The 12,813-nt window shown below is 28.5% G+C and carries 13 protein-coding genes, 1 tRNA gene and 1 other RNA gene; 12 read left to right on the forward strand and 3 right to left on the reverse strand.

The window, feature by feature from the left end:
- The first annotated feature begins 136 nt into the window (after nt 1-136).
- The 3 genes from EK368_RS04380 to rpoD all read left to right on the forward strand — a co-directional run bounded on the left by EK368_RS04380 (nt 137) and on the right by rpoD (nt 3,625).
- Nucleotides 137-592 carry a YaiI/YqxD family protein gene (locus tag EK368_RS04380; RefSeq protein ID WP_129596801.1) on the forward strand — a complete coding sequence of 152 codons (456 nt, stop codon included), beginning with the start codon at nt 137-139 and terminating at the stop codon, nt 590-592.
- A 66-nt stretch (nt 593-658) separates the two neighbouring features.
- The gene (gene dnaG, locus EK368_RS04385) at nt 659-2,500 is read left to right on the forward strand and encodes a DNA primase (RefSeq protein WP_165000319.1); all 1,842 of its coding nucleotides are present in this window, start codon (nt 659-661) and stop codon (nt 2,498-2,500) included.
- Nucleotides 2,501-2,524: 24 nt separating this feature from the next.
- Nucleotides 2,525-3,625, forward strand: coding sequence for an RNA polymerase sigma factor RpoD (gene rpoD, locus EK368_RS04390; RefSeq protein ID WP_129596805.1), 1,101 nt, complete (start codon nt 2,525-2,527; stop codon nt 3,623-3,625).
- A gap of 30 nt (nt 3,626-3,655) precedes the next feature.
- Here rpoD and EK368_RS04395 read toward each other — a convergent pair whose 3' ends face one another.
- Complete coding sequence (locus EK368_RS04395; protein WP_129596807.1) at nt 3,656-3,835, reverse strand: hypothetical protein; 180 nt, start codon at nt 3,833-3,835, stop codon at nt 3,656-3,658.
- A 123-nt stretch (nt 3,836-3,958) separates the two neighbouring features.
- On the opposite strand from EK368_RS04395, the gene EK368_RS04400 reads away from it, so the two are divergent.
- From EK368_RS04400 to EK368_RS04425, 6 genes are all read left to right on the forward strand, one after another.
- Nucleotides 3,959-4,654 carry a tRNA (adenine(22)-N(1))-methyltransferase gene (locus EK368_RS04400; protein WP_129596809.1) on the forward strand — a complete coding sequence of 232 codons (696 nt, stop codon included), beginning with the start codon at nt 3,959-3,961 and terminating at the stop codon, nt 4,652-4,654.
- Nucleotides 4,639-5,757 (forward strand): Nif3-like dinuclear metal center hexameric protein, encoded by a 1,119-nt coding sequence (locus EK368_RS04405; protein WP_165000320.1) that lies wholly within the window; start codon nt 4,639-4,641, stop codon nt 5,755-5,757. Before EK368_RS04400 ends, EK368_RS04405 begins: the two co-directional genes overlap by 16 nt.
- A gap of 99 nt (nt 5,758-5,856) precedes the next feature.
- The gene (locus EK368_RS04410; protein WP_129596812.1) at nt 5,857-6,576 is read left to right on the forward strand and encodes a zinc ribbon domain-containing protein; all 720 of its coding nucleotides are present in this window, start codon (nt 5,857-5,859) and stop codon (nt 6,574-6,576) included.
- A 63-nt stretch (nt 6,577-6,639) separates the two neighbouring features.
- An RNA gene (gene rnpB / locus EK368_RS04415) (RNase P RNA component class A) lies at nt 6,640-6,983 on the forward strand.
- Between the two features lie 419 nt (nt 6,984-7,402).
- A complete protein-coding gene (locus EK368_RS04420) occupies nt 7,403-8,125 on the forward strand; it encodes a GNAT family N-acetyltransferase (RefSeq protein ID WP_165000321.1) in 723 nt (240 codons plus the stop codon).
- A gap of 446 nt (nt 8,126-8,571) precedes the next feature.
- Nucleotides 8,572-9,063 (forward strand): FUSC family protein, encoded by a 492-nt coding sequence (locus EK368_RS04425; protein ID WP_129596816.1) that lies wholly within the window; start codon nt 8,572-8,574, stop codon nt 9,061-9,063.
- A 42-nt stretch (nt 9,064-9,105) separates the two neighbouring features.
- On the opposite strand, the gene EK368_RS04430 is transcribed toward EK368_RS04425, so the two are convergent.
- Complete coding sequence (locus tag EK368_RS04430) at nt 9,106-10,086, reverse strand: hypothetical protein (RefSeq protein WP_202976425.1); 981 nt, start codon at nt 10,084-10,086, stop codon at nt 9,106-9,108.
- 175 nt (nt 10,087-10,261) lie between these two features.
- Here EK368_RS04430 and EK368_RS04435 point away from each other — a divergent pair, with 175 nt between their 5' ends.
- Both EK368_RS04435 and EK368_RS04440 read left to right on the forward strand, forming a co-directional pair.
- Nucleotides 10,262-11,323 carry a hypothetical protein gene (locus tag EK368_RS04435; protein ID WP_129596818.1) on the forward strand — a complete coding sequence of 354 codons (1,062 nt, stop codon included), beginning with the start codon at nt 10,262-10,264 and terminating at the stop codon, nt 11,321-11,323.
- Complete coding sequence (locus EK368_RS04440; protein ID WP_129596820.1) at nt 11,323-11,541, forward strand: hypothetical protein; 219 nt, start codon at nt 11,323-11,325, stop codon at nt 11,539-11,541. Before EK368_RS04435 ends, EK368_RS04440 begins: the two co-directional genes overlap by 1 nt.
- Nucleotides 11,542-11,581: 40 nt before the next feature.
- On the opposite strand, the gene EK368_RS04445 is transcribed toward EK368_RS04440, so the two are convergent.
- Nucleotides 11,582-11,668 (reverse strand) — tRNA-Leu (locus EK368_RS04445).
- A gap of 191 nt (nt 11,669-11,859) precedes the next feature.
- On the opposite strand from EK368_RS04445, the gene EK368_RS04450 reads away from it, so the two are divergent.
- Nucleotides 11,860-12,810 (forward strand): metal-dependent hydrolase, encoded by a 951-nt coding sequence (locus EK368_RS04450; RefSeq protein WP_129596822.1) that lies wholly within the window; start codon nt 11,860-11,862, stop codon nt 12,808-12,810.
- The last annotated feature ends 3 nt before the right edge of the window (nt 12,811-12,813 follow it).

Below are 12,813 nucleotides of genomic sequence, written 5' to 3' on the forward strand. Positions count from 1 at the left end.
ATGAATAATTTGTTAAATTTAGAGAAATGACAGACAATTTTGTATTTTATTTTCACTGTAAATAAAAAAGGATTAAAGATAGTTATGTCGAATATTGAGAAATATAAAGAAAAAAATGAGGTGAGTATATATATATATGACAATATATGTAGATGGTGATGCCTGTTGTGTGAAAGAATACATTATTGATCACTCTAAGAAATATCCTATAAAGGTAGTTATAGTTATTAGTATTTGCCATGTTTCGAATCATCAAAAAGATGTAGAGTATATTATTGTAGATAATGAGAATCAATCAGTAGATATGATGATTATGAATAAAGTACAAAGAAATGATGTGGTAATTACAGATGATTATGGATTGGCATCCCTTTTATTGGGCAAACAAGTCCTTTGTTTATCAACTAGAGGATTCATATATACACAAGAGAATATAGAAGATCTCCTCATAAGAAGATATATAAATATGAAAAGGATGAGAGGTGGAAATAAAGTTAAGGGACCCTCTAAGCGAAGTAAGGAAGATGATATAACCTTTATTAATAATTTTAACAAAATTCTACAAAAATCCCTATATAGTTCTAATATTTAGAGATTAAACTTTATGAAAGAAGGAAATTTCATATATATGGAGAAAAGGATAATATAGGTGATGAAAATGAGTAATTATTTTGATGAAGAATTAATTGAAGAAATAAAAGAAAGAAATCATATTATAGATGTAGTATCTAGATATGTCCCCCTTAAAAAAAGTGGATCTACATACAAAGGATTATGTCCTTTTCATCATGAAAAGACACCATCTTTTGTAGTATCTGAAGAAAAACAATTTTATCATTGTTTTGGTTGTGGTCAATCAGGAGATGCTATTCATTTTGTGATGCAGATGGAGCATATAGATTTTATAGATGCTATACATATGTTAGGAGATTGGGCAGGGATCTCTATAGAAGAGTACACGACATCTGATCGTGAAAAAGAAGAAATTCATATTAAAAATCAATTATATGAAATCAATAGAGAAGCTGCATTATTTTATTATAAAAATCTTTTTCAAACAAGAAATGATGGATTAAAGTATTTCTATGAAAGAGGATTAAATAGTCAGACCATCAAAAAATTTGGGTTAGGATATGCAAAAGATCAGTGGGAGCTGCTGAATAGATATCTTTTAACTAAAGGATATGATCAAAATCTTATTTATAAAGCAGGATTAGTGATCAAAAGAAAAACAAAAGATGGTTATTACGATAGATTTAGAAATAGAGTGATATTTCCGATTATTAATGTGGCAGGCAAAGTGATAGGATTTGGAGGCAGAATCATTGATAAAGGTGAGCCTAAATATTTAAATTCTCCTGAAACTCCTGTGTTTAATAAAGGAAATCATTTATATGGATTAAATTTGTCAAAAGATGTAATTAGAAAGAAAAAACAAATTGTAGTAGTAGAAGGATATATGGATGTGATAGGTCTTTATGAAGGCGGGATCTATAATGTTGTTGCATCACTAGGAACAGCGCTTACAAAGAGTCAAGGGTATTTGTTAAAAAGATATGCAGATGAAGTAATCATAGCTTATGATGGAGATACAGCAGGAAAAGCAGCAACATTAAGAGGACTAGATGTTTTAAAAGATGTAGGATGTAGTATAAAGGTAATAGAGCTTGCTGATGGAGTTGATCCAGATGAATATGTTAGGAAAAAAGGAAAAGATGCTTTTTTAGAAAAAATAAAAAAAGCTTTACCTTTAGTAGACTATAAAATTAAATTAGCTCATAATGAAAATGATCTTACGACTACAGAGGGGAAAATAAAATTTGTACAGTCCATCACTTACATATTAAAGACATTAAAAAGTCCTATAGAATTAGATGCGTATATACAAAAGATAGCTTTAGCTGCACATATTTCACCAGAAGCTATAAAATCAGAAATCTATGGAAATAATAAAGGAAATTATCAAAAAGATAGTGCATCTTATAAGAATAAGTATAGAAGTAAAAACGATAGGTATACTAATAAATATGATATAAAACCTATCAAGCCTATACAAAAGATGGGTTATATAGAAGCAGAGAAAAGTTTATTAAAATTAATGATGGATGATAAACGGTTATTTGATAAAATAAAAGCCATTATGACTTGTGAAGACTTTATAGATGAGATTCATATAAAAATAGCAAAAGTGATGGATGATTTATATGAAACAAATGAGTTTATTTCTATAGAAATGATTTTAGAGAAGTTGAAGCAAGAAGAAATTCCTATACTTCATGACATTTACAAAAAAGTTGTTCCAATAGAAAACGTAAACAAGGCTTTCATAGACTATATGGATGTTATAAAGAAACATAAATTGATAACAAGAAAAATAGAAATAGAAAATGAATTGAAAAGAATAGAAAAAATGGAAGATAAAACACCAAATGAGATAGTGAGGATCAGGGAGTTATGTATAGATTACGAGAAGTTATTAAAAGAACTAAAGAAACAATAGTAGTTTTAGAAAGGAGGGAATGTGATGGCCAAAAAACAGCAAAATAAAGAAAAAAAAGTTCAGTCTGTAAAGACTTTAATTGAAAAAGGCAAAAAAAGAGGCATGCTCACTTATACTGAGATTATGGATACCTTAGAGGAAATAGACTTAGATAAAGAGCAAGTAGAAGAAGTATATGATCATTTAGCTGCAATGGGTATAGATATTGTAGGAGACAAAGATGAAGACATAGAGGACATACCTGAGACGGAAGAAGAAGAAGTTGTGGAGTTAGATCTTTCTATTCCAAAAGGGATCAATATAGATGATCCTGTTAGAATGTATTTAAAAGAAATTGGAAAAGTACCACTACTTTCTGCTGTAGAAGAAATAGAATTAGCAAAAAAAATGGAACAAGGAGACGAAGAAGCAAAGAAAAGACTTTGTGAAGCGAATCTACGGTTAGTTGTAAGTATTGCTAAGAGATATGTAGGAAGAGGAATGCTTTTTTTAGACTTAATACAAGAAGGAAATTTAGGACTTATTAAAGCTGTTGAAAAATTTGACTGGAGAAAAGGGTATAAATTTAGTACTTATGCAACATGGTGGATCAGACAGGCAATTACAAGAGCCATTGCAGACCAAGCAAGAACTATTAGAATTCCTGTTCATATGGTAGAGACGATTAATAAACTCATTAGAGTATCAAGACAACTTTTGCAAGAATTAGGTAGAGAACCAAAGCCGGAAGAGATTGCAAAGGAAATGGATTTGCCTGAAGATAAAGTAAGAGATATATTAAAAATAGCACAAGAACCAGTTTCTTTGGAAACGCCTATAGGAGAAGAGGAAGATAGCCATTTAGGAGATTTTATTCCAGATGATGATGCACCGGCACCAGCAGAAGCAGCTGCGTTTTCTATGTTAAAAGAGCAATTAGTAGAAGTATTAGATACACTTACCCCAAGAGAACAAAAAGTTTTAAGATTAAGATTTGGATTAGATGATGGACGTGCAAGAACATTAGAAGAAGTAGGAAAGAAATTTGATGTAACAAGAGAAAGAATTAGACAAATAGAAGCTAAGGCTTTAAGAAAGTTAAGACATCCTAGTAGAAGCAAAAAATTAAAAGATTATTTAGAATAAAGATTCGCAGATTTTGCGAATCTTTATTGTCTACCAATATTGTTTTTGAGTACCATAAGCAATCTTTTTTTCTTTTTCTTCTTTAGATTCTTCATCTTCATGATCTATATAGTCAACTAGATTTTTTGCTTCATATTCCCACTCGGGAGTAGTTCCTCCCCATTTAAAATGAGGCAAAGATTCTTTAGGTTTATTACGATTATTTTTCATCATTGTGCCTCCTTTTATTTAGTGTTGTACATAAAGATGAAAAAAATGTGATTGAATAATTTCCTATGGATTATAAAAAAGGAATTTTTAAAAAATTATAGAATATTTAAGAGAGGAATGTATATGAAACTTACCAATCGATTATTGGCTATTACAAAATTTGTGAAAAAAGGATCTGTTGTTGCAGATATAGGAACAGATCATGGATATATTCCTGTGTATTTAGTTACAAATAATATATCTAAAAAAGTTTTTGCTACAGATGTAAATGAAGGGCCTTTAAACAGTGCAAAAGAAACCATCAAAGAGCATTGTTTAGAAAAATATATAGAAACTAGATTAGGAACCGGACTCATCCCTATAAAGCCTTATGAGGTAGATACAGTAATTATTGCGGGAATGGGAGGTTTACTCATAAGAGATATATTAAAAAATGATTTAGATTTGACAAAATCCATAAAAAAATTTATACTTCAACCAATGGTAGCTCAAGAAGATCTAAGAAAGTGGCTTATTCAAAATCATTTTAAAATCATAGATGAAAAATTAGAAAAAGAAGATCACAGAATCTATGAGATCATGGTTGTAGAAAATGGAGAACAAATTGTAGAAGATGGAATTTATTATAAAATTGGAAAAAAACTAATTGAGAATAAAGATCCTTTATTAGAAGTTTTTATCCAAAAACATATTCAAAAACAAAAAAATATTTTTGAAAATTTAGAGGGACAAACAAGTGATAAGGCAAATCAAAAAAGAAATGAATGTATAGAAGAATTAAGAAAATTAGAGGAGGTGCTATCGTGGGTGAGACAATAAAAAATATTACTCGTATTATGGAAGAAATAGCACCTTCTTATTTAGCAGAAAGCTGGGACAATGTAGGACTTCAAATAGGAGCGTTTGAAGAGGAAGTAAATAAAATATTAGTATGTCTTGAAGTAACTCAAAATATTATAGATGAAGCCATACATAAGAAGATAGATATAATTATTTGTCATCATCCTTTGATTTTTAAACCAGTAACAAAAATCAAAAGAGATGATCCTATCCAAAATATGATCTATAGACTTATTAAACATGATATTTCTCTTTATTGTGCCCATACAAATTTAGATGTGGCAAAGGGAGGAACAAGTGATGTTTTAGCACAAATGCTAGATTTAGTAGGGGTAACTCCTCTTGTAAAAACTTATCAAGAAAAATATCTAAAATTAGTAGTATATGTACCAAAGGACTATGTGGATAAAGTAAGAGAAGTGATTTGTATTCATGGAGCAGGTCATATAGGAAATTATAGTCAGTGTACTTTTAGAAGTGAAGGAATCGGAACTTTTATGCCCTTAGAAGGAACAAATCCTTTTATAGGAAGTCAAAGAAAATTAGAAAAAGTATGTGAATATAGATTAGAAAGTATTATAGCAAAAAAAGATTTACATAAAATAATTGAAAATATGATGCAAGCACATCCTTATGAAGAAGTAGCATATGATATTATTCCACTAGATAATGAAATTGATTATGAAGGATTAGGAAGAGTGGGACAATTAGAAGAAAATATGACTTTGTCTATGTTTTGTGAAAAAATAAAAGAAAAATTAAATATGAAAACAATTAAGTTTATAGGAAATCCACAAAAAGAAATTAAAAAAGTAGGACTTTGTACAGGCAGTGGAGCAGAATTTATTGATCATGCACATAAAATGGGATGTGATTGCTATATTACAGGAGATGTAAAATATCATGATGCCCAATATGCCAATGCTTTAGGTATGGCGGTGATTGATGCAGGTCATTTTGAAACAGAAAATATTATTTGTAGACCATTATTTGAGATGTTACAAAATAAGATAAAAATGAATCAATACAATCTAGAAGTATTATTAAGTGATGAGGAGATCAATCCATTTAAAACCATATAAGAATAGGCTATAGCCTATTCTTATATGGTTTTTCTTTTGAAGAAGTGCTAGATTATGTGTTTGATAAAATTAAAGATAATTTTAGAAAGGGTGAATGGTATGAGTCAAAAAAAATATTTATGGAAATTACAAGAAGCAGAAGACAAAATCAAAAAAAATAAAAAGGAATTAGATAGCATTGGAAAAGATGATGATTTACATAAAAAAGTAAGTGAATACAAGAATTTAAAAGAGTTTTATGAAAATAAAAAAAATGAAAAAGAAAAAGTTGAAAATATGTTATATAAAGAAGAAAAAAAAGTAAAAGAAATTTCTTATGAAGAAAAAGAAATAAAAGAAAAATTGTATGGAGGTAGTATTAAGGATACAAAACAATTAGAAGCTTTATATGAAGAAGAAGAAAAAATGAAAGAGATGATTAATAAAATAGATCAAGTTATATTAACTTATATGGAAAATTTATACAAAATAGAAGAAGAAATAAAACAGATGAGTATAAAAGGAAAGAGTTTAGGAATTGAAATTAAAGAACAAATTAATAAAAATAAGATAGAAATAGAGAAAATGAAAAAGGAAATAGAAGAAGAAATAAAAGAAAAAAAAGAGCTTTTACAAAAAATAAATGAGAATTATTTAAAACTATATACAGAGGTAAAGAGCAAAAAAAATCATCCTATTGCATTGTTGATAGATGAAAATATTTGTACGGGATGCCATATGGATGTATCTATTATGACTTTGCAAAATTTAAAAAAAGATAAACTAACTTTGTGTGAGAACTGCGGAAGAATATTATTTTCAACTCGTGATTTACAATAACTGGATTTTGACAAACTATATAATTTATGATAATATATTACTTGTCACTAAAAATAAATATTTCGAGTAAGTCAGATGATCGCGGCTCATGCTATGCATGGACGAGGAAAGTCCGAGCTCCGTAGGGCAAGGGTGCTGGGTAATACCCAGTGGAGGTGACTCTAAGGAAAGTGCAACAGAAAGAAACCGCCAATCTTTGTTGGTAAGGATGGAAAGGTGAGGTAAGAGCTCACCAGAGGCTAGGCGACTAGTCTGCTATGTAAACCCCACCCGGAGCAAGACCAAGTAGGGACAAAAAAGCGGCTGCCCGTCGCGTCCCGTGGTAGGTCGCTTGAGTCTACTGGCAACAGTAGACCTAGATAGATGATCATTTAATACAGAACTCGGCTTATAGACTTGCTCGATTTTAAATGATAAAAACACTCACTAAAAGTGAGTGTTTTTTTATATAATTAAAAAAAGAGACCCTGTAATATTAGTAGGGCAACGGCAAAGAGTTTGCAACAGTATGTTATATAATTATTGATTTTAGATTGAATTAATAAAGGGATATGATGAATTTTATACTAGTGGAGACTTTTATAATACAGAAGAAGAGCAAAGAAAATTACTAAATGTACTAGGACAAAATACTAATACATGTATAGATTGTTTGTATTGAAGGATAGATTTATTTAGAACTGTTTAAATTTTATAAAAATTATAAAAAATGATATAACTATATTGATTAATACAAGTTGTATGGGGTATAATAAAAGAAACAACTCGTTAGATCGAATTAAGTAGTTAGATGATATTAGTTAAAATGCAAGAAGGAGGTATAGGTATGGAATTGAAAAGAGGAATATTGAATAAACGTAATGGGGAGAATATGGTAAAGGATTCTTATATTATGAGATTGATTCATATAGAAGAATTAAAAGAAGTTGTTTTACTTCAAAATTTTGTGTATGAGAATCTTAGTAACAAGCAAATTTTATATACGGATTCATATGATGAAATGAGAACGGATATGGAATTAGGTGCTAAAGTTATTGGGATTTTTAATAGCAATAATCAGTTGATTGGCTATAGGTACATTGCTTTTCCTGGATTATCAAATAGAAACTTAGGAAATGATATTCATTTACCAGAAAGTGAGTTTGAAAAAGTAGTTCATTTAGAAACTACAGTAGTTCATCCTGACTATAGAGGAAACAACTTACAAAGTATGACATTACAAGAGGTGATACGCTTAACAAAAAATCTAGGGTATAAGCATTTAATGTGTACAGTTTCTCCGTTTAATTTATTTAGTCTTTTTAATAATATGAAAAATGGTCTTAAGATTAAAGCGTTAAAAGAAAAATATCAAACGGGAAAAGATATAAATGATGGTTTATATAGATTTATTCTGCATAGAGAATTAGAACCAATAAAGACTATACAACCTATCCAAAGTTTTTCAGTATCATTAGATGATTTCAAAGCTCAAGAGTATTTAATCAACGAGGGATTTATTGGGTTTTCATTATTTAAAGAAAATAAATTGCTTAATTATATAAGATAAACAAAAAAATCTAGCGATGAGTAAAGATAAAAAACTAAAAAATAAAAATGTTTTTTTATTTTTATCTAGGGTATAAAAATAATATCAATTAAATACAAATTTCTAAAATAATAAGTAATTGGGTTTGAAGGGGAGAATATTTCTCTTTAAAACAAATCCAAGTATTTTAACTGTTAATAAAAAACAGTATTTGATTGATAAAGAAGGGAGGCAGATTCCAATAAATTACTGGAAATTTGTCAAAAAAACAAAGAGAGTTAAAGGATTTTAAGGTTAGCAGATCATAATGACTGTAAAACCATTTTAAAATTCAATAACTCTCTTTTTATATGATCAAAATATGAGTTTGTTTGACATGAATTTACAATTTGGTTTTGAATATGTAAAGTAGTTGTGATAAAATAACAGTATCTATAGGACGATCAATAGAAAGGCTGAAAAATTTCATGGTAAAAATAGGTCTTCGCAATATAAAAACAGCAATTTCAGTGTATGTTTGCATTAGTATATTTCAAATATTAGGTAGACCCTATCCATTTTATGCATGTATTGCAGCAGTAATCTGTACAAAATCATCTATTCATAATTCTTTTATAATAGGGGAAAATAGGATGATTGGAACGATCTTAGGAGGAGGGATAGGACTTTGTTTTTCCATGATCACAGACTCCACTCCTTTAATTTGTGGATTAGGGATTGTCTTGGTAATTTATTTATGTAATATATGTAAACAAAATGATTCTGTAGGGATTGCATGTATAGTATTTTTAGCTATAATGACCAATTTAAAAGGTGTTCCATCTCAAGTGTATGCAATTAATAGGATTATAGATACTTTAATAGGAATTATAGTTGCTATTGCTATAAATAGTTGTTTGAAACTAGAAAAATTTGATAAAAATTACATAAGCATGAATAAAAAAAGATTATCTAAATAATAGTTATGTAAATCCAAGGTAGAATACCTTGGATTTTATGCATTAATCTTCACAATAGTTGTCTTCAGAAGCTTGCACTTGAGTTTCTTCTACTTGTTCTGCTGCATCTTGTCTGCATGGCTTTCTTTTATCATCGATTTGATTTGGGAATAATTGAGGGAATGTTGTACATATTGGAGATGTGTCTGCTTCAAGTACAGGGAATCCTGTAGATAATACACAAAGTTGTACAGGAACAATAATTTTCTTTTCGCAAGTTACACATAAAGCGATAATTAAGTTTACACAAACTGCTCCAGTATTCGGATCTATACTAAAATCTCTTAAGATGCTATTGGTTGCAAGTCTAGTTTCGCAATCAATATTACAAAATTCAGTAAATCTTGGTAAAAATGCTGTATCAAATACAGATGGCATACATAATTCAAAGAAGTTTGTGAGTATAAGAGGAGAGCCATCTCTAGCAATAGGAACATTAGCTGTAAGTGTAATTGGACATTGTTTATCACAGTTATCTGTATAGATTATATCAATTTCAATAACTACATTTCCAGTAATCTCTACATTTTGTGTTCCAAAAATAGGAGTTCCTTTAAATTCATTATCACATGATTCTGTATTTGTATAAAGAATTTTTTCTGATTTTGTACCATCTGGGCCGATTACTTGTATAGGCTTTCCACATCCATCTTCAACAAAATCTGCTCCAGAAACAGTTGTAATAGGTTTTACCTTTAAATTTCTTTCATCATTTATATTTGCAGGATTAAAGAACTTTCTGCATCGAATATCTAATACTCTTGTGATTCTTGAATTACTACCTAAATTAGGTTGAAGAGGTTGGCAAGAGATTGTTCTTAATCCTTGTAAATTAAATAGTGCAGCATCATAAACCTTTTGAACATATACAGGTTCAGCCACTACATTTCTAAGTGACCCATCAAAATGACATCCAGTAGTTGCAGTACAGCATTTATCACTAATAGCAAGACTTGCAGGTCTTGTATTACTATTACATCCCATAGTTTTGACCTCCTTTTATATTTAGAGATTATCTTCTCTCAATGCTAGTATATTCATGACAAAAAAATTGTGTGCCATTTCATGAAATAGATTTTGTCATATATTTCTTGTTTGTTAAATATGATAATAAAAGAAAAGTTGAAACTTATGAAATTTGTAATTAGGTGGTGAGAATATGCCATTTTCAAATCAAAAAAATATTTTAATGCATGATGGAGTGGGCAATTTATACAGTTTTCAAGAAGAAAAAGGAAAAATAATCTATACATATTTTGATAAAAAAATAGGTGAATATAAAAAAGAAGTACTAATAGAAGATAGTAGTAAAGAATTTGATGCAGCTATGGATGAAAATGATTTATATGTGGTCTATCAAAATACAAAAGGTCATATTATACTTATGACTTTTAAAAAAGGAGTATGGTATGAAAATTCTTTAGGAGGAGATTTGAGTCTAAAAGTTTTGAATTTAAACATTGTACGATATAAAGGAAAAGTTCATATTTTTTATTGCGTCAAAGCAAGGGAAAATTCTATGTATTATAGAATTTATCATCATTATTATGATGATAAAGAATGGAGAAGCTTTATAGTAGAAGATATTGAAATTACAAAAATTTTAAATCCATTTCAATTCATAAGTCATGAAAATAAATTATTGATTGGTTTTTATCAGTCTATAAAAGGATATGACCAAATATTTATAAAAGAATTTGATATGCAAAAACAAGAGTGGAAACCTTCAATACAATTAACATGGTCTAGTTATGAAAAATTATATTTAAATTTACTTATGATCCATAAAGATTTAATTCATATAACTTATTCAGCTTATATAGATGGAAACTTGATGATAAAGTATGAAAAATATAGACTAGAACAAGATAAGGCTATTAAAAAGATTGAACATATTTTATCAAATCCTGCAAATTGTACTTATCCATTATTTGTAAAAGAAAAAGAAAAACTTTGGACCGTTTGGACTGAATATGATCAAGTGGTTAGTAGTTTTTCTATAGATGAAGGAATTACATGGAGTGACCCTTATTTGTGGAAAGAGTCAAAGGGAATATTATTTTTCCAATATAAATATTATACAAATTATAAAAAAATAAAAGATAATTATCAACTTTGTTATGCTTTTGGTAAAGCATATCCTGAATTTTCATTTATGGGATTTGGTCCTTTAAAAGAAGTTCAAAAAATTCCTGTAAAAAAAAAGAGGAGGTATCTGTGATGGAATCTGAAGAAAAAATAAAAATAGAAGAAAAAGTAGAAAAAAAAGAAAAACAAAAGATAGAAGATGTATTCATAAAAGAAAATGAATTTAAAAAACTAAATGAAGAAATAAAAATACTTTCAGAAGAAATGAAAAAATTAGAAGAACTTCATGAAAGAGTTCATCATATCGAAGAATATTTAAGTAGAAGAAGAGGATTATTTGGAAGAAGATAATAGAAAAAACCTAGGTTTGATAACCTAGGTTTTTTCTAATTGGTGCCGAAGGCGGGGGTCGAACCCGCACGATGTTGCCATCACTGGATTTTGAGTCCAGCGCGTCTGCCAATTCCACCACTTCGGCTTGTAACAAGAATTATAATACCATATATATGTACAAAGTGCAATAGAAAATCTTAAAAAATATTTTTAATAATAAAATCTTCCTTGAAGATATAAAAGGATTATGGTAAACTAAATTGGTGATTAAGTTATATAAAATTGAAAAAAATATTATCATATATAGAAATTAACTATAAAAAGGATGGTGAAAAAATGGATCCACTTACACATGGAGTAATTGGACTTGCAATATCTGCATTTAGCGGAGATCCTGTAAGTCTTACACATCCTATATCATTAGGATGTGCTATTGGAGCTATGTCTCCGGATATTGATATTATTGCGAAAGTAAAAGGTGATTATACCTACTTAAAACATCATAGAGGTATTTCTCATTCTTTACCATCTTTAATAGGACTTTCAATAATTATTACAATAGGATTATCTTTTTTCTTTCAATTTCAATTTTTACAAGTATTATTTTGGACATTTTTAGGGTGTTTATCTCATACAGTATTTGATATTTTAAACTCTTATGGAGCAAAATTATTTATGCCTTTTACAAAGAAAAAATCTATGATAGGAATTTTGATGCTTTATGATCCTGTGATTACTTTATTATGTATATTGCTAATTTTTGTAAGAGAAAAGTCATTTGTTTTTTATAGCTTGATTGGAATTACTTTCTTCTTATATTTAGGATTTAGATATTGTATGAAGATATATGCAAAAAAAATTGTAGAAAAATATTATCACAATGGATATAAGATTGTCGATATTAATATTTTGCCAGCACTTATGGCTTTTCACAAATGGGATTTCATTGTAAGTACTACTACCTATCATTTAGTAGGTCAAGTAAATTTTATCAATGGAAAGGTTTCAGAAAGAAAAAAATTTAAAAAACCTCAAGATGAAGTAGTAAAAATGTTTCAACAAACAAATGTAGGGAAATATTTCAAAGAATTTACTCCTATTTATCATGTGATACAATTAGAAAAACAAGATAATATTATATTAAAATCTATTGATTTAAGATATTATTTTAGAAATAATTTTATGCATCATGCTACTGTTATATATGATGATGAAAAAAATATAGTTGAATCTTTTTTTCATCCTTATCATCTTACAAAAAATATTCCAGTATTGGAAACAAGATAGAAT

Source organism: Anaerophilus nitritigenes, assembly GCF_004138215.1.
GTDB lineage: Bacteria > Bacillota > Clostridia > Peptostreptococcales > Thermotaleaceae > Anaerophilus > Anaerophilus nitritogenes.

Bases quoted from the DNA above. Each gene is read 5' to 3' on its own strand.
- EK368_RS04410 (WP_129596812.1), top strand. From the start codon at position 5,857: ATGAGTCAAAAAAAATATTTATGGAAATTACAAGAAGCAGAAGACAAA.
- EK368_RS04435 (WP_129596818.1), top strand. From the start codon at position 10,262: ATGCCATTTTCAAATCAAAAAAATATTTTAATGCATGATGGAGTGGGC.
- rpoD (WP_129596805.1), top strand. From the start codon at position 2,525: ATGGCCAAAAAACAGCAAAATAAAGAAAAAAAAGTTCAGTCTGTAAAG.
- EK368_RS04400 (WP_129596809.1), top strand. From the start codon at position 3,959: ATGAAACTTACCAATCGATTATTGGCTATTACAAAATTTGTGAAAAAA.
- EK368_RS04440 (WP_129596820.1), top strand. From the start codon at position 11,323: ATGGAATCTGAAGAAAAAATAAAAATAGAAGAAAAAGTAGAAAAAAAA.
- EK368_RS04380 (WP_129596801.1), top strand. From the start codon at position 137: ATGACAATATATGTAGATGGTGATGCCTGTTGTGTGAAAGAATACATT.
- EK368_RS04450 (WP_129596822.1), top strand. From the start codon at position 11,860: ATGGATCCACTTACACATGGAGTAATTGGACTTGCAATATCTGCATTT.
- EK368_RS04425 (WP_129596816.1), top strand. From the start codon at position 8,572: ATGGTAAAAATAGGTCTTCGCAATATAAAAACAGCAATTTCAGTGTAT.
- EK368_RS04430 (WP_202976425.1), bottom strand. From the start codon at position 10,086: ATGGGATGTAATAGTAATACAAGACCTGCAAGTCTTGCTATTAGTGAT.
- EK368_RS04395 (WP_129596807.1), bottom strand. From the start codon at position 3,835: ATGAAAAATAATCGTAATAAACCTAAAGAATCTTTGCCTCATTTTAAA.
- EK368_RS04420 (WP_165000321.1), top strand. From the start codon at position 7,403: ATGGAATTGAAAAGAGGAATATTGAATAAACGTAATGGGGAGAATATG.
- dnaG (WP_165000319.1), top strand. From the start codon at position 659: ATGAGTAATTATTTTGATGAAGAATTAATTGAAGAAATAAAAGAAAGA.